17 protein-coding genes and 1 pseudogene are annotated in these 21,313 nt (G+C 54.2%); 7 read left to right on the forward strand and 11 right to left on the reverse strand.

Features of this window, described 5'->3' with window-relative positions; genetic code table 11:
* Nucleotides 1–193: pseudogene (locus tag IM313_RS22625) on the forward strand (hypothetical protein); the annotation flags it as partial.
* Nucleotides 194–246: 53 nt separating this feature from the next.
* Here IM313_RS22625 and asnB read toward each other — a convergent pair.
* The 5 genes from asnB to nagB form a co-directional block, all read right to left on the reverse strand.
* On the reverse strand, nucleotides 247–1,911 hold the full coding sequence (asnB, locus tag IM313_RS18170; protein WP_048999768.1) for an asparagine synthase B: 1,665 nt from the start codon (nucleotides 1,909–1,911) through the stop codon (nucleotides 247–249).
* Nucleotides 1,912–2,161: 250 nt separating this feature from the next.
* Complete coding sequence (gene nagD, locus IM313_RS18175) at nucleotides 2,162–2,914, reverse strand: ribonucleotide monophosphatase NagD (RefSeq protein WP_003858667.1); 753 nt, start codon at nucleotides 2,912–2,914, stop codon at nucleotides 2,162–2,164.
* A 45-nt stretch (nucleotides 2,915–2,959) separates the two neighbouring features.
* Nucleotides 2,960–4,180, reverse strand: a complete 1,221-nt coding sequence (locus IM313_RS18180; protein WP_028012354.1) for an N-acetylglucosamine repressor — start codon at nucleotides 4,178–4,180, stop codon at nucleotides 2,960–2,962.
* A gap of 8 nt (nucleotides 4,181–4,188) precedes the next feature.
* Entirely contained in the window at nucleotides 4,189–5,337 is a 1,149-nt protein-coding gene (nagA, locus tag IM313_RS18185) for an N-acetylglucosamine-6-phosphate deacetylase (RefSeq protein ID WP_192971407.1), read from the reverse strand.
* A 55-nt stretch (nucleotides 5,338–5,392) separates the two neighbouring features.
* Complete coding sequence (gene nagB, locus IM313_RS18190) at nucleotides 5,393–6,193, reverse strand: glucosamine-6-phosphate deaminase (RefSeq protein WP_028012356.1); 801 nt, start codon at nucleotides 6,191–6,193, stop codon at nucleotides 5,393–5,395.
* A 328-nt stretch (nucleotides 6,194–6,521) separates the two neighbouring features.
* On the opposite strand from nagB, the gene nagE reads away from it, so the two are divergent.
* The 4 genes from nagE (at nucleotide 6,522) to chiQ (ending at nucleotide 12,540) form a co-directional block, all read left to right on the forward strand.
* Nucleotides 6,522–8,474: a PTS N-acetyl glucosamine transporter subunit IIABC gene (gene nagE, locus IM313_RS18195; RefSeq protein WP_028012357.1), complete on the forward strand. Its 1,953-nt coding sequence runs from the start codon at nucleotides 6,522–6,524 to the stop codon at nucleotides 8,472–8,474.
* A 179-nt stretch (nucleotides 8,475–8,653) separates the two neighbouring features.
* On the forward strand, nucleotides 8,654–10,321 hold the full coding sequence (glnS, locus tag IM313_RS18200; RefSeq protein WP_041910779.1) for a glutamine--tRNA ligase: 1,668 nt from the start codon (nucleotides 8,654–8,656) through the stop codon (nucleotides 10,319–10,321).
* A 447-nt stretch (nucleotides 10,322–10,768) separates the two neighbouring features.
* Nucleotides 10,769–12,166, forward strand: a complete 1,398-nt coding sequence (gene chiP / locus IM313_RS18205; RefSeq protein WP_192971406.1) for a chitoporin — start codon at nucleotides 10,769–10,771, stop codon at nucleotides 12,164–12,166.
* 47 nt (nucleotides 12,167–12,213) lie between these two features.
* Nucleotides 12,214–12,540 (forward strand): ChiQ/YbfN family lipoprotein, encoded by a 327-nt coding sequence (chiQ, locus tag IM313_RS18210; protein WP_028012360.1) that lies wholly within the window; start codon nucleotides 12,214–12,216, stop codon nucleotides 12,538–12,540.
* A gap of 91 nt (nucleotides 12,541–12,631) precedes the next feature.
* On the opposite strand, the gene fur is transcribed toward chiQ, so the two are convergent.
* The 4 genes from fur to ybfF form a co-directional block, all read right to left on the reverse strand.
* Entirely contained in the window at nucleotides 12,632–13,078 is a 447-nt protein-coding gene (fur, locus tag IM313_RS18215; RefSeq protein WP_028012361.1) for a ferric iron uptake transcriptional regulator, read from the reverse strand.
* Nucleotides 13,079–13,366: 288 nt separating this feature from the next.
* Nucleotides 13,367–13,897, reverse strand: coding sequence for a flavodoxin FldA (fldA, locus tag IM313_RS18220; RefSeq protein WP_008501067.1), 531 nt, complete (start codon nucleotides 13,895–13,897; stop codon nucleotides 13,367–13,369).
* A 155-nt stretch (nucleotides 13,898–14,052) separates the two neighbouring features.
* The gene (gene ybfE / locus IM313_RS18225) at nucleotides 14,053–14,340 is read right to left on the reverse strand and encodes a LexA regulated protein (protein ID WP_014883017.1); all 288 of its coding nucleotides are present in this window, start codon (nucleotides 14,338–14,340) and stop codon (nucleotides 14,053–14,055) included.
* Nucleotides 14,341–14,468: 128 nt separating this feature from the next.
* Complete coding sequence (gene ybfF, locus IM313_RS18230) at nucleotides 14,469–15,242, reverse strand: esterase (RefSeq protein WP_045261091.1); 774 nt, start codon at nucleotides 15,240–15,242, stop codon at nucleotides 14,469–14,471.
* Between the two features lie 183 nt (nucleotides 15,243–15,425).
* Here ybfF and seqA point away from each other — a divergent pair, with 183 nt between their 5' ends.
* Both seqA and pgm read left to right on the forward strand, forming a co-directional pair.
* The gene (gene seqA, locus IM313_RS18235; RefSeq protein ID WP_041910775.1) at nucleotides 15,426–15,974 is read left to right on the forward strand and encodes a replication initiation negative regulator SeqA; all 549 of its coding nucleotides are present in this window, start codon (nucleotides 15,426–15,428) and stop codon (nucleotides 15,972–15,974) included.
* A 24-nt stretch (nucleotides 15,975–15,998) separates the two neighbouring features.
* On the forward strand, nucleotides 15,999–17,639 hold the full coding sequence (gene pgm, locus IM313_RS18240; protein WP_028012364.1) for a phosphoglucomutase (alpha-D-glucose-1,6-bisphosphate-dependent): 1,641 nt from the start codon (nucleotides 15,999–16,001) through the stop codon (nucleotides 17,637–17,639).
* Nucleotides 17,640–17,743: 104 nt separating this feature from the next.
* On the opposite strand, the gene potE is transcribed toward pgm, so the two are convergent.
* Nucleotides 17,744–19,057: a putrescine-ornithine antiporter gene (potE, locus tag IM313_RS18245; protein ID WP_045630860.1), complete on the reverse strand. Its 1,314-nt coding sequence runs from the start codon at nucleotides 19,055–19,057 to the stop codon at nucleotides 17,744–17,746.
* Complete coding sequence (gene speF, locus IM313_RS18250) at nucleotides 19,054–21,252, reverse strand: ornithine decarboxylase SpeF (RefSeq protein WP_192971405.1); 2,199 nt, start codon at nucleotides 21,250–21,252, stop codon at nucleotides 19,054–19,056. Before speF ends, potE begins: the two co-directional genes overlap by 4 nt.
* Nucleotides 21,253–21,313 lie beyond the last annotated feature (61 nt).

Consider the following 21,313-nt stretch of genomic DNA (forward strand, 5'->3'; position numbering starts at 1 on the left):
CCAACTGAGCTACGTAGCCATCTTTTTTTCGCGTTACCTTATCGGCGTTGCGGGGCGCATTATGCGTATAGACCCTTGCAGCGTCAACACCTTTTTCAACGAAAATAGCCGGAATGTGACTGTTTGGTTAGGTTGCGAACAGCGTGGCCGAATATTCGGCAATTATTGGTTATTAATCGGTTTTTGGTGGTGAAATGTGAGGCAAAAAAAACAGGCCCCTGAGGGGCCTGTTTGAAATCGTTGTGATTATTTGTAGGCGGACTGGTGAACGCCTACCGCACGCCCCGATGGATCGTTCATCGCCTTGAAAGATTCATCCCATTCAATGGCTTTTGCGGATGAACAGGCCACTGACGGACCGCCAGGAACACACTCGGCAGCGCTCGGCACCGGGAACAGCTCTTCAAAGATCTCACGGTAGAGGTACGCTTCTTTCGAGCCCGGCGTGTTGTACGGGAAGCGGAAGCTTGCGGTTTCCAGCTGTTGGTCAGAAACCTGCTTCGCTGCCACCTCTTTCAGGGTGTCGATCCAGCTGTAGCCAACGCCATCAGAGAACTGCTCTTTCTGACGCCATGCCACGCTCGCCGGCAGGTAAGATTCAAAACATTCACGCAGGATATGTTTTTCCATTTTGCCGTTGCCGCACATTTTATCCTGCGGGTTGATGCGCATCGCCACGTCGAGGAATTTCTTATCCAGGAACGGCACGCGCGCTTCCACGCCCCAGGCCGACATCGCTTTGTTGGCACGGGCACAGTCGAACATATGCAGCGCCTGCAGCTTACGCACGGTCTCTTCATGCAGCTCTTTGGCGTTTGGCGCTTTATGGAAGTACAGGTAGCCGCCAAACACTTCGTCAGAACCTTCGCCGGAGAGCACCATCTTGATGCCCATCGCCTTGATCTTACGCGACATCAGGTACATCGGCGTGGAGGCGCGAATGGTGGTCACGTCATAGGTTTCAATGTGATAGATCACATCGCGGATCGCATCCAGGCCTTCCTGCACGGTGAAGTGAATTTCATGGTGCACGGTGCCGAGGTGGTTTGCCACTTCCTGCGCGGCTTTCAGATCCGGTGCCCCTTCCAGGCCCACGGCAAAGGAGTGCAGCTGCGGCCACCAGGCCTCGGAGCGCTCCTGATCTTCCACGCGACGAGCCGCGAACTTCTTGGTGATCGCGGAGATCACGGAGGAGTCCAGACCGCCGGAGAGCAGTACGCCGTAAGGCACGTCTGACATCAGGTGGCTTTTCACGGAATCTTCCAGCGCCTGACGCAGCTCGGCTTTATCCGTCACGTTGTCTTTCACCGCGTCATAGTCAAACCAGTCGCGCTGGTAGTACGGACGAATTTCACCGTCTTTGCTCCACAGATAGCTGCCCGCCGGGAACTCTTTAATGGTGCGGCAGACCGGAACCAGGGCTTTCATTTCGGACGCGACATAGAAGTTGCCGTGTTCATCGTGCCCCATGTACAGCGGGATAATACCGATATGGTCACGGCCAATCAGGTAAGCGTCTTTTTCGCTGTCGTACAGGGCGAAGGCAAACATGCCTTGCAGCTCGTCGAGGAACTCCGGGCCTTTCTCCTGATACAGCGCCAGGATCACTTCACAGTCAGAGCCGGTCTGGAAGGCGTAGCGGTCGCCGTACTCGGCGCGCAGCGCCTGATGGTTGTAGATCTCACCGTTGACAGCCAGCGCGTGCGTTTTTTTCTCGTTATACAGCGGCTGTGCACCGGCGTTGACGTCAACAATAGACAGACGTTCGTGAGCCAGAATCGCTTTGTCGCTGGCGTAAACGCCTGACCAGTCCGGGCCGCGATGGCGCATCAGGCGGGACAATTCGAGTGCTTTTTTACGCAGTTCGCCCGCGTCAGTTTTAATATCCAGTACGCCAAAAATTGAACACATAACCTTCTCCGTTAACCCTGTTGCATTGTGATGTTGCTTGCTTATGAAAATGCCGCAAAAGGGGGGAGGGGCGCAAGGGTTTTACGGGCCAAAACGGAAATAGTGCAATAGTGATTGCGGAATAGTGAAAAAAGAGTACGTCACACATCCTTTTATTGATGATTATGCAATGAAAATGGTTTTTTGTTAGATGGTGTTTTGTTTGTATAAGCTGAAAATGAAAAACCACGCCCTGGCACGTGGTTCAGAATCAAATAACGTCGATTTCGTCGACAGAGGGGTAAATCCAGCTTGGTCGGAAGGGCATCGTATCGATGTCATCAAGCTGCGAGACGCCAGAAAGTACCAGGATGGTTTCAAGCCCCGCCTGGAAGCCAGCCAGAATATCGGTGCGCAGGTTGTCGCCAACAATGACGGTTTCTTCTGAGTGTGCCTGCATCGTATTCAGCGCGGCGCGGATGATCCACGGGCTCGGTTTGCCGACAACAAAAGGCTTACGGCCGGAGATTTTTTCAATACCGGCGCACAGCGCGCCGCAGGCCGGATAGAAACCACGGCCGTGCGTATCCGGGTTGGTGGCAATAAAGCGCGCACCGTTGGCGACAAAGTAGGCTGCTTTATGCATCATCTCCCAGTTAAAGGAACGCGTTTCTCCCACGATCACAAAGTCCGGGTTCACATCGGTAATGGTAAAGCCTGCTTTATACAGCTCGTGGATCAGCGCGCCTTCACCGACCACGTAGGCTTTTTTTCCTTCCTGACGCTTCAGGAAATCCGCCGTTGCCATTGCGGAGGTATAAAACACGCTGTCCGGCACGTTGACGCCTGCGGTGGCAAAGCGGTTCGCCAGATCCTGACCGGTTTGGGAAGGGTAGTTCGTGAGTAGAACCAGTGGCATTCCTTTGTCGATGATGCGGTGAAGAAACTCCGCAGCACCCGGCACGGCAACGTTGTCGTGCATCAGCACGCCGTCGATATCACAAATTACATTCTTAATGGTCATGGACATTCCGACATCAAAAAAAGAAGGCGTTACTATAAGGTCCGATCAGGATTCCAGCAAATGCTGGAGCAGGATCCCGTTGAGCATGGCGCGCTTGACCAGCGCAAACGCGCCAATCGCCGAGCGATGGTCAAGCTTCGAACGAACCACCGGGAGGTTCTGTCGGAATGCTTTCAGCGCCTGGGTGTTGATACAGCCTTCGATGGCGGGCAGCAGCACCTTTTCCGCTTCAACAATCTCTCCGGCGATCACCACTTTCTGCGGGTTAAACAGGTTAATGGCGATGGCGATGGTTTTCCCCAGATGGCGACCTACCTGCTCGATCACCTCACAGGCCAGCGCGTCGCCTTTATTGGCGGCTTTGCAGATGGTGCCTATCTTGCAATCGTCCAGCGTGACGCGGCTTTGATAGCCCTGCTCAAGCAGGTGGCGAACGCGCTGCTCGATGGCCGTGTTGGCGGCGATGGTTTCAAGGCAGCCGAAGTTGCCGCAGTGGCAGCGTTCGCCGAGCGGTTCAACCTGGATGTGGCCGATCTCGCCAACGTTACCGTTACGACCAATAAAAATACGGCCATTGGAGATAATGCCTGCGCCCGTACCGCGGTGTACGCGCACCAGAATAGAGTCTTCACAGTCCTGACTCGCACCAAAGTAGTGCTCAGCCAGCGCTAAAGATCGAATATCATGGCCGACAAAGCAGGTCACCTTAAAGCGTTTTTCCAGCGCGTCGACCAGCGCCCAGTTCTCAACCTGAATATGCGGCATGTATCGGATCACACCGCTTTCCGGGTCGACCAGGCCCGGCAGAATGACGGAGATGGCGATCAGTTCGCGGATCTTGCGCTGACAGCTTTCAATAAAGTGCGCGATAGTATTCAGCAGCGCGTGTTCCAGCGTCTCCTGAGTGCGCTCGGGCAGCGGATAGTGCTCTTCCGCAATGGCTTTGCTGCTCAAATCGTACAGCGTGAGCGTGGTGTCATGACGACCAAGCCGGACGCCAATGGCCTGAAAGTTGCGGGTTTCGGTAATGATGGAGATGGCGCGGCGGCCCCCGGTGGAGGCCTGCTGATCGACTTCTTTGATCAAACCGCGCTCAATGAGCTGGCGGGTAATTTTTGTCACGCTGGCGGGAGCAAGCTGGCTTTGTTCGGCTATCTGGATCCGCGAGATTGGACCATGTTGGTCAATCAGGCGATAAACCGCCGCACTGTTAAGTTGTTTAACGAGATCGACATTACCGATTTGAGCTTGTCCGCCTGGTGTCATACTTTTACTTACTCAGTGACGACCTCGTTACCATTAACGATGGTCTTAATAATTTTATAATCGTGTGTGAATGCCGTCAGGTTTGCAACCATACCTGGTGCAATTCCGCCGAGCTGTTTATCCACGCCGATAGCGCGAGCTGGATAAAGGGTGGCCATACGCAGGACTTCATCAAGCGCAATCCCACAATGCTCCACCAGGTTACGCACCCCTTCAATCATGGTCAAAGAGGAGCCACTCAGCGTACCGTTTTCATCCACACACAGTCCATTGCGGTAGTATATTGTTTTACCAGCAAAAATGAACTGCTCAATATTTGCACCTGCTGGCGCGGTGGCATCGGTGACCAGGCAGAGCTTGTCACCTTTCAGCCGTTTGGCGTTGCGAATGTTGGTGTAATCAACGTGCATGCCATCAGCGATAATGCCGCAGTAGACGTCTGGTTCGTCGAGAATCGCCCCGACTAGACCCGGTTCACGGCCGGTAATATACGGCATGGCGTTGTAAAGGTGGGTCGCAAAGGTAATGCCGGCACGGAAGCCCGCTTTGGCTTCTTTCAGTGTGGCGTTTGAGTGACCTGCTGAAACCACAATCCCGGCGGCAGCCAGTTTGCTGATGACCTCAGTACCGGTCATTTCTGGCGCCAGCGTCACTTTAGCGATCACATCAGCATTGGCACACATGTAGTCGACCAGTTCAGCATCCGGCTTGCGCACGTAATCCGGGTTATGCGTGCCTTTTTTCACTATGTTCAGCCATGGCCCTTCCAGATGCAGACCCAGCGCCTGATTCGGGTGTTTGGCCAGGTATTCGCGCATCACGCGGATACCCTGTTTCATCAGGTCATCACTGCTGGTGATGAGCGTCGGCAGATAGCTGGTGCAGCCTGATTTCTCGTTAGCTTTCTGCATGATTTCCAGCGTTTCAACCGTCACCGCCTCGGCGGAGTCATTGAACTGCACACCGCCGCAGCCGTTAAGCTGTACGTCGATGAAACCGGGGGAGATTACTGCTCCATTGAGTGAGCGCTGTTCTATCTCCGGCGGCAGTTCCGCCAGCGGGCAAACACGTTCAATCAGGCCATTGGCGATAACAATCGCATGGTCATCCAGAATTTCATGGCCGGTATAAATCCGACCGTGGGTTAAAGCGTACATATCGACCCCCGGTTAAAAAAAGCGACCGCCTCTGACAGAAGAGGCGGTTATTCAATTACAGACCTTTGATGTTCTCAGCTTCTAACTCGTTGAAGTATTTCAGCGTTTTCACCTTCAGCTCCATCGTGGACGGTTCGTCGCAGACGATGACTGATTTTGGATGCAGCTGCAGGCAGCTGATGGTCCACATGTGGTTAACGTTGCCTTCAACGGCTGCCTGGAGCGCCTGCGCTTTCACGCCGCCCAGTACCAGAATCATCACCTCTTCGGCATCCAGCAGGGTGCCTACGCCAACGGTCAGGGCGTATTTTGGAACCTGGTTCACATCACCGTCAAAGAAGCGGGAGTTTGCCACGCGGGTGTCATGGGTCAGCGTTTTAATACGGGTACGGGAAGCCAGAGAAGAGGCTGGTTCGTTGAACGCGATATGACCATCGTTGCCCACGCCACCCATGAACAGGTGGATTTTACCGTAAGAACGGATTTTTTCTTCGTACTGACGGCATTCTGCGTCAATATCAGGCGCATTTCCATTCAGCAGGTTAATATTTTCAGCTGGGATATCAACGTGATCAAAGAAATTGCGGTGCATGAAGCTATGGTAGCTTTCAGGATGCTCCTTTGGCAGGCCGACATATTCGTCCATGTTGAAGGTCACAACGTGTTTAAAGCTAACCTGGCCCGCTTTATGCATTTCAACCAGCGCTTTGTACGCGGTCAGTGGGGTACCACCCGTTGGAAGGCCAAGAACGAAGGGACGATCGGCAGTAGGCTTGAAGGCATTAATACGGTTAACGATATGGCGAGCGGCCCATTTACCGACTTGTTCAGCAGTTGCCAGGGGAATCAGTCTCATTGTTCACCTCAAAGTTTAAGTAGAAGAGTGGGCGGATGGGTATCGGAACCTGATGCTTAAGCGTAACCTGGAACCTTTCAGGCCGGATCAATCCGTCTTGATTTTTTGAATGATAAAATAAGTTTTGGCTGTTAGCCAGTGAAAGGGAGGAGGGAATACGATATTTGGTGACAATAATCACAAAAAATAGGTGTTTAATTTGCGATACGAATTAATTTTTCACACACTCACACTGCCAGTGAATCATCAACTGTATCTATCGTTCGTGACACAATAAAAACATAGTTTATGCGCGAGTCTTAATAATGGGTCTCGTAGGGGGAATAGGATGAATATTTTAGGTTTTTTCCAGCGCCTCGGTAGGGCTTTGCAGCTCCCTATCGCCGTGCTACCGGTTGCAGCGTTGCTGCTGCGATTCGGGCAACCCGATCTTCTTAACGTGCCGTTTATTGCCCAGGCAGGCGGCGCCATTTTTGACAACCTTGCGCTGATTTTCGCCATCGGCGTGGCGTCAAGCTGGTCAAAAGACAGCGCCGGTGCTGCGGCACTGGCAGGGGCGGTAGGTTACTTCATCCTCACGAAAGCGATGGTAACCATCAACCCGGAAATCAACATGGGTGTACTGGCGGGTATCATTACCGGTCTGGTCGGTGGTGCCGTGTACAACCGCTGGGCGGGTATCAAACTGCCTGACTTCCTGAGCTTCTTCGGCGGTAAACGTTTTGTGCCAATTGCGACGGGCTTTTTCTGTCTGATCCTGGCAGCTATCTTTGGCTACGTCTGGCCGCCGGTGCAGCATGCTATCCATGCGGGCGGCGAGTGGATTGTTTCAGCGGGTGCAGTGGGCTCAGGTATCTTTGGTTTTATCAACCGTCTGCTGATCCCAACCGGTCTGCATCAGGTGCTGAACACCATCGCCTGGTTCCAGATTGGTGAGTTCACCAATGCTGCGGGCACCGTATTCCACGGCGACATCAACCGCTTCTATGCGGGTGACGGCACCGCGGGTATGTTCATGTCTGGCTTCTTCCCAATCATGATGTTTGGTCTGCCGGGCGCTGCACTGGCAATGTACCTGGCTGCGCCAAAAGCGCGTCGCCCAATGGTTGGCGGCATGCTGCTGTCCGTTGCGATTACCGCGTTCCTGACCGGTGTAACCGAGCCGCTGGAATTCCTGTTCATGTTCCTGGCGCCGGTGCTGTACCTCATGCATGCGGTCCTGACCGGTATCAGCCTGTTTGTGGCGACCCTGCTGGGCATCCATGCTGGCTTCTCCTTCTCTGCAGGCGCGATCGACTACGTGTTGATGTACAACCTGCCGGCGGCAAGCAAGAACGTCTGGATGCTGGTGGTAATGGGTCTGGTCTTCTTCGTCATCTACTTCGTGCTGTTCACTGCGGTTATTCGTATGTTTAACCTCAAAACACCAGGCCGCGAAGATACCAAAGACGAAGTGGTCACCAACGAAGCCAACAGCAATACCGAAGAGGGTCTGACTCAGCTGGCGACCAGCTATATCGCTGCCGTCGGTGGGACTGACAACCTGAAAGCGATTGATGCCTGTATCACCCGTCTGCGTCTGACGGTGGGTGACTCGGCGCGCGTAAGCGACGCAATGTGTAAACGCCTTGGTGCATCGGGCGTGGTTAAACTGAACAAACAAACTATCCAGGTTATCGTAGGCGCCAAAGCGGAATCCATTGGCGACGAAATGAAGAAAGTGGTTGCCCGTGGCCCGGTCGCGGCGGCATCAGCCGACAGCGCACCTGCGTCGACGGCTGCCCCGGTAGCGAAGCCGCAGGCCGTGCCTAACGCCGTGACGGTGGCCGCGCTGGTCTCTCCGGTAACGGGTGACGTGGTTGACCTTGAGCAGGTGCCTGACGAAGCGTTCGCCAGCAAAGCGGTCGGTGACGGCGTGGCGGTGAAACCAACGGACAAAACCGTTGTGTCTCCGGCGGCAGGCACCATCGTGAAAATCTTCAACACCAATCACGCGTTCTGCCTCGAAACCGAAAAAGGCGCGGAGATCGTTGTCCATATGGGGATCGATACCGTAGCGCTGAACGGTCAGGGCTTTACTCGCCTGGTGGAAGAGGGGGCCGAAGTGGTGGCAGGTCAGCCGATTCTGGAAATGGATCTGGACTTCCTGAACGCTAACGCGCGCTCGATGATTAGTCCGGTCGTGTGCAGCAACATCGACGACTTTAGCGGTCTGGTACTCCAGGCGAAAGGTCAGGTGGTTGCGGGTCAGACACCGCTGTATGAGATTAAAGGCAAGTAATCGCTCCTGAGTAGAGTCATGCCTTAAGCGGCGGGGGATATCCTCCGCCGCTTTTTTTTGCAGCAAATGCCCCCATTATTTTCATCTGATACGTATTTTCCGTAACTAAGGGTTGTCACTACGTCCGGCTTATAAGATCATACGCCGTTATACGTTGTTTACGCTTTGAGGAATCCACGATGAGTGAGGCAGAAGCCCGCCCGAGTAACTTTATTCGTCAGATCATCGATGAAGATCTGGCCAGTGGTAAGCACACCACGGTACATACGCGTTTCCCGCCGGAGCCGAACGGCTACCTGCACATTGGTCACGCGAAATCGATCTGCCTGAACTTTGGCATTGCGCAAGACTACCAGGGGCAGTGCAACCTGCGTTTCGATGACACCAACCCAGTAAAAGAAGACATCGAATACGTTGAGTCCATTAAAAACGACGTGCAATGGCTGGGCTTCAACTGGTCTGGCGATATCTGCTACTCCTCTGACTATTTTGATCAGCTGTATGCCTACGCGGTGGAGCTGATCAACAAAGGTCTGGCATACGTTGACGAGCTGTCTGCGGACGAAATCCGCGAGTATCGCGGTACGCTGACTGCACCAGGCAAAAACAGCCCGTTCCGCGATCGCAGCGTGGAAGAGAACCTGGCGCTGTTTGAAAAAATGCGTGCCGGTGGCTTCGAAGAAGGTAAAGCGTGCCTGCGTGCCAAAATCGATATGGCGTCGCCGTTTATCGTGATGCGCGATCCGGTGCTGTACCGCATTAAGTTCGCAGAACACCACCAGACCGGCAACAAGTGGTGCATCTACCCGATGTACGACTTCACCCACTGCATCAGTGATGCGCTGGAAGGCATCACCCACTCGCTGTGTACGCTGGAGTTCCAGGATAACCGTCGTCTGTACGACTGGGTGCTGGATAACATCACCATTCCTGTGCATCCGCGTCAGTACGAGTTCTCTCGTCTGAATCTGGAATACACCGTGATGTCCAAGCGTAAGCTGAACCTGCTGGTGACCGACAAGCACGTTGAAGGCTGGGACGACCCGCGCATGCCGACCATCTCCGGCCTGCGTCGTCGTGGTTACACTGCCGCTTCTATTCGTGAGTTCTGCAAACGTATCGGCGTGACCAAGCAGGACAACACCATCGAAATGGCGTCTCTGGAATCCTGCATTCGTGAAGATCTTAACGAAAACGCCCCGCGCGCGATGGCTGTTATCGATCCGGTGAAACTGGTTATTGAAAATTACCCGCAGGGTGGAAGCGAGCTGGTCTCTATGCCTAACCATCCGAATAAACCGGAAATGGGAAGCCGCGACGTGCCGTTCAGCGGTGAGATCTGGATCGACCGTGCTGACTTCCGTGAAGAAGCCAATAAGCAGTACAAGCGTCTGGTGTTGGGTAAAGAAGTTCGTCTGCGTAACGCCTACGTCATCAAAGCCGAGCGCGTAGAGAAGGATGCTGAAGGTAACATTACCACCATCTTCTGTTCGTACGATGCTGAGACGCTGAGCAAAGATCCGGCAGACGGCCGCAAGGTGAAAGGCGTGATCCACTGGGTGAGCGCTTCCCACGCGCTGCCGGTAGAAATTCGTCTGTACGATCGTCTGTTTAGCGTACCTAACCCGGGTGCGGCTGAAGACTTCCTGGCGACCATCAACCCGGAATCTTTGGTGATCAAGCAAGGTTATGCGGAGCCATCGCTGAAAGCCGCTGAAGCGGGCAAAGCGTTCCAGTTCGAACGTGAAGGTTACTTCTGCCTGGACAGCCGTTACAGCACGGCAGAAAAACCGGTATTTAACCGTACCGTAGGTCTGCGTGATACCTGGACCAAGATCGGCGAATAATAACGTTGCACTGGTCAATGAGAAACAAACGCCGCTTTTAGCGGCGTTTTTTTATTTAATGATCATATCGTTAAAGTAGGCCCGTAATTAGGCCAGATAAAATTTTTGGTCAATGCGGTGCTACTTATTTTTCTAAAAAAAGTTTGTCTGTTTCATAAAATGGAGAATAAAGACAAATACGGGTTTTATTACAATCTAAGACGCCGAAATTACCTGCTCTACCCCCGCCACACCTCGCATCCGGCCAAATGTTACAAAGCACTACCAATTATGTGCACTTCGTCATAATCCTGACTTTTGCCCACTGAAAAGCATTGATAATTCGCGTCGCGAAAAATAACCTAAAGACGGTAGTTAATTCGAGGGTATTTATAACTACCCCTGGCCTTTTGGTCTTTTATATTTTCGCCGTTTAAGGCGTTTTAATTCGTCAAAGAGGAATAATCTATGCGTACGTTCAGTGTCAAACGTAGTGCGCTGGCGCTGGCTATTGCCGGTGTGACAGCAATGTCGGGCCTGGTGGTGACACCAGAGGCAAAAGCAGCAGGTTTCATCGAAGATTCTACCCTCACTGGCGGTATTTATTACTGGCAGCGTGAACGTGACCGTAAAGATGTCACAGAAGATAAATACAAAACCAACCTCTCTCACTCCACCTGGAACGCCAACCTGGACTTCCAGTCAGGCTACGCCGCCGATATGTTCGGTCTGGATATTGCCGCGTTTACGGCGATTGAAATGGCTGAAAATGGCGACAGCGGCCACCCGAACGAAATTGCCTTCTCCTCCAGCAATAAAGCCTATGACGAAGACTGGTCAGGGGATAAAAGCGGTATCAGCCTTTATAAGGCCGCAGCGAAATTCAAATACGGCCCGGTATGGGCGCGTGGGGGCTATATTCAGCCAACCGGCCAGACGCTGTTAGCGCCGCACTGGAGCTTTATGCCTGGTACCTATCAGGGGGCAGAAGCCGGGGCTAACTTTGACTATGGTGATGCAGGTGCGTTGAGCTTCTCCTATATGTGGACCAACGAGTACAAAGCGCCGTGGCACATTGAGATGGACAAGTTCTACCAGAACGATAAGAAAACCAAAGTCGATTACCTCCACTCGCTGGGCGCGAAGTACGATTTCAAAAACGATCTGGTTCTGGAAGCCGCATTTGGTCAGGCGGAAGGCTATATCGATCAGTATTTTGCTAAAGCCAGCTACAAATTTGATATCGCCGGTAGTCCGCTGAGCACCAGCTACCAGTTCTACGGTACGCGCGATAAGGTCAGCGATGGCAGCGTAAATGACATTTATAACGGTACCGCGTGGCTGCAGGCGTTAACCTTCGGCTACAAGGTTGGCCAGGTTGATTTGCGCCTGGAAGGGACATGGGTGAAGGCGGAAGGGCAGCAGGGCTACTTCCTGCAGCGTATGACGCCGACCTATGCCTCATCCAACGGTCGTCTGGATATCTGGTGGGATAACCGCTCAGACTTCAACGCCGACGGCGAGAAAGCGGTCTTCTTCGGCGCCATGTATGACCTGAAAAACTGGAACCTGCCGGGCTGGGCGGTGGGCGCTTCTTACGCTTACGCCTGGGATGCAAAACCAGCAGACATGGCGACGCCGGATGCGTACTACGATCCAAACTATCGCCTGAAAGAGTCCTCCTACAGCCTGGATGCTATCTACACCCTGCAGGATGGCCGCGCGAAAGGCACGATGTTCAAGCTGCACTTTACGCAGTATGACAACCACTCCGATATCCCAAGCTATGCGGGCGGTTACGGCAACATCTTCCAGGATGAACGTGACGTCAAATTCATGGTTATCGCCCCATTCACCATCTTCTGATGAGCACACCGGCGGGCTGAGTCCCGCCGGTCTGGAGACTGCATATGATGAAAAAAATCGTAATCGTCGCGCTGATGGCATCAGGGCTGGTGGCGTGTGTTCAGACTCAGGCACCGAAAGAGGACGCCCGTCTGAAGGAGGCGTATAGCGCCTGTATTAATACCGCGGAAGGATCGCCTGAGAAAATTGAAGCCTGCCAGAGCGTGCTAAATGTGTTAAAGAAAGAGAAAGCGCATGAGGCGTTCGCGACGCAGGAGAATGTTCGCGTGATGGATTATCAGGCCTGCATTCAGGCACGTAAAACCGGTAACGATCAGGAAGTGGCGAAGCGTTGCGATAAAATCTGGAACGAGATACGCAATAACAACAAATAAGTTGCTCTACGCCCGGTGCACTTTGCTTACCGGGCTTTTTTCAGGCAAAAAAAAGCCAACCTTACGGCTGGCTCAGAGTATGAACGCTAACTTATTTTGTGTCGTGAGCGTGTTCATTCTCGCGGCAATCCCCTTCAGCGCAGTGACCGTAAAGGTACAGGCTGTGGTTGGTCAGGCGAATGCCATGACGAGCTGCGATTTCACGCTGACGCGCTTCGATGGAATCATCGCTAAATTCAATGACCTTGCCGCAATCGAGGCAGATCAGGTGATCGTGGTGATGCTGCTGGGTCAGTTCGAATACAGATTTACCGCCTTCGAAATTATGACGGGTAACAATGCCCGCGTCATCAAACTGGTTCAGCACGCGATATACGGTGGCCAGCCCAATCTCTTCACCCATGTCGATAAGACGTTTATAAAGGTCTTCCGCACTGACATGGTGATTGTCTGGACCCTGAAGCACTTCCAGGATTTTTAACCGAGGAAGCGTTACTTTCAGGCCAGCCTTCTTTAATGCGGTGTTGTTGTCAGTCATGCGGAATCTGTCCTGTTGCTAAACGATTCACTTCTCTGGGAAGTGACAGAAAATGCACCTGGGATAATGCGTCTCATTATAGAACTGCCATGCCTAAATGAAAACTGCAAGTCTCAGGCAAAGTATGCTTATAAAAACGTGGTATCACCTACAAACTTGCTCAATGGAAACCACATTTTGCCAGGGAGACATTGTACAGGTCTGGGCGAAAAAGTTAAAAGTTTGTAGCAATTAATTTAATCGGTTTTACCTGGAAAAGGGGCGCAACCCGCGTTGCGCCGTAAAAAATCAGGCGTTGAGAATATCGTCCAGATGCAGTTCTTCGCGGATCTGCTTAACCCACTTCTCTACACGCTCTGCGGTCAGTTCTGGCTGACGGTCTTCGTCAATGGCAAGTCCGACAAAATGATCGTCATCGGCCAGGCCTTTAGAGGCTTCGAAGTGGTAACCGGCAGTCGGCCAGTGGCCAACAATAACCGCCCCATTAGGCTCAATGATGTCGCGAATCGTCCCCAGCGCATCACAGAAGTACTCGGCGTAATCTTCCTGATCGCCACAACCGAACAGGGCAACCAGCTTGCCGTTGAAGTCCACCTCTTCCAGCGTCGGGAAGAAATCGTCCCAGTCGCACTGGGCTTCACCATAGTACCAGGTTGGAATACCCAGCAGCAGAATGTCATAGCCCTCGAGATCTTCTTTGCTGCTCTTGGCGATGTCATGCACATCAGCAACGTCTTTACCGAGCTGTTTCTGAATGTTTTTTGCGATATTTTCGGTATTGCCGGTATCACTGCCGAAGAAAATGCCGATGATTGCCATGAGTAAAATAACCTCTTGAAACTTAATGGTATGGTGGCGCAATTCGGCCACGGATAAGGGCAATAATAGCAGAACTGGCAACCCTGCGGAAACCGCTATCGCGCAGGACTGCACTCTGTGCTACATGAAAAGGGCGATAAAGGGGTTTTTCAGACTTATGCCTGGCTGCGCAGCGTCTCAAGTTGGGCGATGAGCATCTCTTCAATAAGCTCGCTGCGGCTGATATTACGCGCCTCTGCCAGCTCGTTAAGCGCATCGACCGCGTCGGCGTTGAGCTTCAGTTCGACACGCTTAAGCCCACGATTTTTATCGCGTTTAAGCTGATTGCGTTTATTGATACGCAGCTGTTCATCGCGCGAAAGCGGATTCGTTTTCGGTCGTCCCGGTCGACGCTCATTCGCGAACAGATCTAGTGTCGTACGGTCCGTTTGTTCTTTGGCCATGATTATGAGACTTCGGGGGAAACACGCCGCCCTGCTAAAGCCCGGGCGATAAGCGCGCCATCATACATCACCAAAAACGGCACGCCAACGACTGGAAGCCCGTCATCTTCCAGTCGCTCTCTTTTTAATCAATTTGCAGTATCAGCGAGATAGCGGCGAATGGCGCGCAGTACAGCATCCGGTTTTTCCGCATGCACCCAGTGTCCGGCACCGGCAATGACGTGGGCGCGCGCCTGCGGGAATTGTGCCAGCAGCGTGTCGCGGTACGCGTCGGTAATATAAGGAGAGTTACCGCCGCGAATAAAGAGGGCAGGGTGCGGCCAGGAGGGAACGGTTTCCCAGCCCACGATGTTGTTGTACTGGTCCCACAGCACCGGCACGTTAAAACGCCACTGCCCGTCAACAAACGACTTCAAAAGGAACTGCACCACGCCTTCTTCATCAAGATGCTCACGCATAACCGCTGCCGCCTGCTGACGAGTGGAAACGCCAGCTTCGGTTACAGCATTGATCGCCGCGAAAATCTCATCGTGACGGCGAACGTCGTAATCCACAGGCGCAACGTCAATCACGACAAGCCCGGAAATTCGCTCTGGCGCCAGCGCGGTGAGCGCCATAACCGCTTTACCGCCCATTGAATGCCCGATGAGGGTCACCTTCTGCAGGTTGTGCGCGTCTAGCGTATCCAGCAGATCCTGCGCCATTGCCGCATAGGTCATCTCGTCTGAGCGGCCGGAAAGCCCGTGGTTGCGCATATCGACCTGTAAAATATCGTGATCGGTAACCAAATCGCGGGCCAGCACGCCCAGGTTATCCAGGCTGCCAAAAAGTCCATGAACCAGCACGATGGGGGAATTATTGTTCGGCGATTGTGCAGTTTGCGCTCGGGTATTCAATTTCATGGCAAAGTTCTTTTTTTACGTATGTCAGGTTAGGGTATCATGTTGACCATTCTGCCGCCCGGCTGCAAGGTTCCAGTTTAATCTGACTTTTGCCGCCAACCTGGTTTGACGCTATCCGCTGTTGGGATTTGACCTTATAATCCCAATGACTTGTATTCAGATAAGATATCGCACTGGATTAAGATGAAAACAATCGAAGTTGATGACGAACTCTATCAGTATATTGCCAGCCAGACGCGGCATATCGGGGAGAGCGCGTCCGACATTTTACGGCGCATGCTTAAAATTTCCGCCGCTTCACAGCCTGCCACCCCAGTTACCAAAGATGTCGTGTCTCAGCCGAGCGTTGCTGTACAAGCAAAACCTGCCGTGACGCCGGTAAAAGATAAAGTGCGCGCGATGCGCGAACTGCTGCTCTCCGACGAATATGCGGAGCAGAAAAAGGCGGTTAACCGTTTTATGCTGGTGCTGTCTACACTTTACTCCCTGGATAACAAAGCGTTTGCTGAAGCGACCGAGTCGCTGCACGGCCGTACCCGCGTCTATTTCGCGGGCGACGAGCAGACGCTGCTGCAAAATGGCAATCAAACCAAACCTAAACATGTCCCTGGCACTCCGTACTGGGTGATCACCAATACCAATACGGGCCGCAAGTGCAGCATGATTGAACACATCATGCAGTCCATGCAGTTCCCGGCGGAATTGATTGAAAAGGTTTGCGGTACAATTTAACCCTTGCATCATAAGGACCCGGTAATGGCAAATCACAGCCGTGCAGGCCAACCTGCACAACAAAGCGATTTGATTAACGTCGCTCAGCTGACCGCGCAGTATTACGTGCTGAAACCGGTCGTGGGCAACGCAGAACACGCAGTGAAGTTTGGTACATCTGGTCACCGCGGTAGCGCGGCGCGCCACAGCTTTAACGAACCGCACATTCTGGCCATTGCTCAGGCCATTGCGGAAGAGCGCGCTAAAAACGGCGTTACCGGTCCGTGCTACGTGGGCAAAGATACCCATGCGCTGTCTGAACCGGCGTTTATTTCCGTGCTGGAAGTGCTTGCGGCGAACGGTGTGGACGTGATTGTTCAGGAGAATAATGGGTTTACTCCAACACCGGCGGTATCAAACGCGATCCTTGTGCACAACAAAAAAGGTGGCGCGCAGGCTGACGGTATCGTCATCACGCCATCCCACAACCCGCCGGAAGACGGTGGTATCAAATACAACCCGCCTAACGGCGGCCCGGCTGACACTAACGTCACCAAAGTGGTGGAAGATCGTGCAAACGCGCTGCTGGCCGACGGTCTGAAAGGCGTTAAACGTATTTCTCTTGATGAGGCGATGGCCTCCGGCCACGTGAAAGAGCAGGATCTGGTTCAGCCGTTTGTGGAAGGGCTGGCGGATATCGTCGATATGGCGGCGATTCAGAAAGCCGGCCTGAAGCTGGGCGTGGATCCGCTGGGCGGCTCCGGTATTGAGTACTGGAAGCGCATCGCCGAGCACTACAAGCTGGATCTGACCATCGTGAACGATCACGTCGATCAGACCTTCCGCTTTATGCACCTGGACAAAGACGGCGCGATCCGTATGGACTGCTCCTCCGAATGCGCGATGGCGGGCCTGCTGGCGCTGCGCGATAAATTCGACCTGGCGTTTGCTAACGACCCGGACTATGACCGTCACGGCATCGTCACCCCTGCCGGGCTGATGAACCCGAACCACTATCTGGCTGTTGCGATCAACTACCTGTTCCAGCACCGTCCGCAGTGGGGCAAAGAGGTGGCTGTCGGTAAAACGCTGGTCTCTTCTGCGATGATCGACCGCGTGGTGGACGCGCTGGGCCGCAAGCTGGTGGAAGTGCCGGTAGGCTTCAAGTGGTTCGTTGACGGTCTGCACGACGGCAGCTTTGGCTTCGGCGGCGAAGAGAGCGCAGGCGCGTCCTTCCTGCGTTTCGATGGCACCCCGTGGTCAACCGATAAAGACGGCATCATCATGTGCCTGCTGGCGGCGGAAATCACCGCGGTTACCGGTAAAAACCCGCAGGAACATTACAACGAGCTGGCTGCACGCTTTGGTGCACCAAGCTATAACCGTATTCAGGCTGGCGCGACCTCTGCGCAAAAAGCGGCTTTGTCCAAACTCTCTCCGGAGATGGTGAGCGCAAGCACTCTGGCAGGCGATCCGATCACCGCGCGTCTGACGGCGGCACCGGGTAACGGTGCGTCTATCGGCGGCCTCAAAGTGATGACCGAAAATGGCTGGTTCGCCGCGCGTCCGTCCGGTACGGAAGATGCGTACAAGATCTATTGCGAAAGCTTCCTCGGCGCTGAGCATCGCCAGCAGATTGAGAAAGAAGCGGTAGAGATTGTCAGCGAAGTGCTGAAAAACGCATAAGTCGTGTTCTGGTGCGGGCTGATGCCCTCACCCCGGCCCTCTCCCACGGGGAGAGGGAGAAAACACTAAAAACGGCAACCTCAGGGTTGCCGTTTTGCTTTTACCTAACTGTGTTTGTTCTTCAATTCAAATCTCGGCGACACCAGACCGTACAGCGTCCAGCCCATAAAGGTCACTATCGCCCCGTACAGCATCGCTTCCTGGCCGGACGAGTAGAGCGCATAGAAGCTGTATATCGCCCCAACCAGTGCCACGATATTCGCTACTCGCGCTTTGTGCGGATCCACCTTCGCCACCTTCTGAATGATCGCCAGCGCCGCCATCGACAGAATATACGGGATGATGTTCGTCACCACCGCCAGATTGACCAGCACGTTGAACTGGCTGTTCAGCGACGGGCTGATGGTCATTAGGGATAATCCGCTCTGGAAGATGACAATTGCCAGCATACCCTGCACCGGCGCATCGGCTTTGGTCACGCGGGAGAAGATTTTCGGGAAATAGCCTTCATCTGCCGACGATTTAAAAACCTGTGCAATGGTGAACTGCCAGCCAAGCAGCGATCCGCAGCAGGACATCACCATCAACCCCATGATCACTTTCCCGACCTCCGGGGTGAACATCTGCGCAAAGGCCAGTCCGAACGGTGCCGTGGAGTTAGCCAGATCCATGTTTGGCACGATCCCCGCTATCACGTTGGTTGAAACGATATAGATCACCGCCGCGCCCAGCGTCCCGCCGAGAACCGCAATCGGCACGTTCTTCTCCGGATTTTCCACCACTTCCGCATTTGCGCAGGCGGATTCCAGGCCCAGGAAAGCCCAGAGCGTCATGGCGATAGACGAGCCCACGGCGGTGAAGAACGGCACATGGTGCGGGTTCCAGGAGTTGGCGTACAGCGTCGGGCTAAACCAGAACCAGCCGATGATGCACAGGCCGACCACCGGGATGATCACGCCCCAGACGGTGATGCTGCTGAGCTGTCCGGTGATGCGCGCGCCGCCAAAGTTGGCGACGGTACAGATCCACAGCACGCCGATGGTCGCCAGCCCAATTTGCACCGGGCTGAGCGTCGCGCCAAACAGCTCCGTACCGTAGCCCACGGCGGAGATGGCAATCGCCACGTTGGCGATCAGCAGCGACACCCCATAGGTATAGTTCGCCATAAAGTTTCCGGACTTGCCGAAGGCGTACTCGGCATAGCCGCCCATGCCGCCTGACTTGCGGCTGAACATCCCGCACTTGGCAAACGCCCACGCCAGCGCCATCGATCCGACAGCCGTCACCAGCCAGGAGATGATAGAGATGGTCCCCACCTCGGCAAGCTTGGTGGGCAGCATGATAATCCCGGAGCCCATCATGTTAACCATGGTGAGGATAGTCAGCTGCACCACGCCCATCTTATTGGACTTGCTCATAATTTTTCTCCTTTCAGCAGCGATGGCTGAGCAGCGGATTGTTTGATGACGTAGCAGCGAACCTGTTTGCGACCTTCACACTCCTCGACGTACACGCCCTGCAGCTCCGGTGCGAAGCCCGGCAGCAGGTTGATGCCTTCTTCCAGCGCGGCAAAGTAGCGCAGCACGGAACCGCCCCAGACTTCCCCTGGAACCACGCACAGTACCCCCGGTGGGTAAGGGAGAGCGCCTTCGGCGGCGATGCGGCCTTCCGCGTCGCGCAGGGAGACCAGCTCCACTTCTCCGCGCAGGTAGGCGTAGTTCGCGTCCTGCGGGTTCATCATCACCCGCGGGAAGTGAGACTTGCGGAACATCTCTTTTTGCAGCTGCTTCACGTTATGGCGGGCGTACAGATCGTGCATTTCCTGGCAGATCTGGCGCAGGGTGTAACCCGCGTAACGTTCCGGATGCTGTTTGTAGAGGGAGGGCAGGACGTCTTTCAGCGGCACATCGCTCTCAAGCAGTTTTTCGAAGCGCACCAGCTGGGCGACCAGCTGCTGCAGCTTGCCCATGTCCTCCGCAGGGGTGAGCAGGAACAGGATCGAGTTGAGATCGCATTTTTCCGGCACGATGCCGTTTTCACGCAGGAAGTTGGCGAGAATGGTGGCGGGCACGCCGAAGTCGTCATACTCCCCGGTGCGGGCGTTAATGCCCGGCGTGGTCAGCAGCAGCTTGCACGGGTCGATAAAATACTGGTGCTCAGCATAACCTTCAAAGGCGTGCCAGCGTTCACCCGGTACGAAATGGAAGAAGCGCAGATCGGTTGCAATCTCTGCCGTGTCCCAGCTTTCCCACGCGCGGCCATCCACCGTCTCGGGCACAAATGGACGAATAAATCGGCAGTTCTCCAGGATCAGCTTGCGCGCCTCAATGCCCGTCACCACGCAGTCCATCCACATGTTGCGGCCGCTTTGCCCCTCATGCATGCGGGCGTTAATGTCCAGCGCGGCAAACAGCGGATAAAACGGGCTGGTGGAGGCGTGCATCATAAAGGCATTGTTGAGCCGCTTATGTGGGACATAGCGCTGCTGGCCTTTGATGTGTCTGTCCTTCTTGTGAATTTGCGAGGTCTGCGAGAAGCCAGCCTGCTGTTTATGCACGGACTGGGTGACCAGAATCCCCGGATCGTTTTCGTTCAGCTCCAGCAGCAGCGGCGAGCAGTCGGCCATCATCGGAATAAACTGCTCGTAACCCACCCAGGCCGAGTCAAACAGGATGTAGTCGCACAGGTGCCCAATCTTATCCACCACCTGACGGGCGTTGTAGATGGTGCCATCGTAGGTGCCCAGCTGGATCACCGCCAGGCGGAACGGACGCGCATCGCGTGCACGGCCAGGCGCCACCTCTGCCACCTGTTCACGCAGGTAGCTCTCCTCAAAGCAGTGCGCGTCAATGCCGCCGATAAAGCCGTACGGGTTGCGCGCGGTTTCCAGATAGACCGGCGTTGCGCCAGCCTGGAGGAGGGCGCCGTGATGGTTAGATTTGTGATTGTTACGGTCGAACAGCACCAGATCGCCTGGGGTGAGCAGGGCGTTAAGCACCACTTTGTTGGACGACGAGGTGCCATTCAGCACGAAGTAGGTCTTATCGGCGTTAAAGACTTTTGCCGCATGCTGCTGGGCAATGCACGGTGCGCCTTCGTGGATCAGCAGATCCCCCATCGCCACGTCGGCGTTGCACAGATCGGAGCGGAATAACGTCTCGCCAAAGAAATCGACAAACTGATTGCCGGCAGGATGACGGCGGAAAAACTGCCCGCCCTGATGCCCCGGGCAGTCAAACGCGCTGTTGCCCTGCTTCACGTAGTCGACAAGGGCGCGGAAAAACGGCGGGCGCAGCTGGGTTTCATACTTCTGCGCGGCCGCTTCCAGCTGGCATCCATAAAAGTCTTTGCTGGTGTCTGAATGCTCAAATACGCCGTGAATGCGCGATAAATAATCTGCCGGGATGATCTCTTCTTTGTGCGTCGCCACAAATACGGGAATGCCAAAACCGGTAGCTTCTATTTCTTCCAGGATACCGCTGGCAATATCCGTGACCGCCAGAACAATGGCGGCAACATCAATATAATCAGAAGCGCGGACATCCACCACTTCACGCTGGGTAGTAAAGCAGTCCGGACATGCACGGCTGGCTGCGATTTTTAAATTTTTCATCTTTCTCTCTTTATTTTAGGTAATAAGCGTCCCTCGATTTCTTGCAAGAAAGAAATCGATA

Origin of the sequence: Enterobacter cloacae complex sp. P2B, from assembly GCF_014895985.1 — a bacterium.
Classification (GTDB): Bacteria; Pseudomonadota; Gammaproteobacteria; order Enterobacterales; family Enterobacteriaceae; genus Enterobacter; species Enterobacter bugandensis.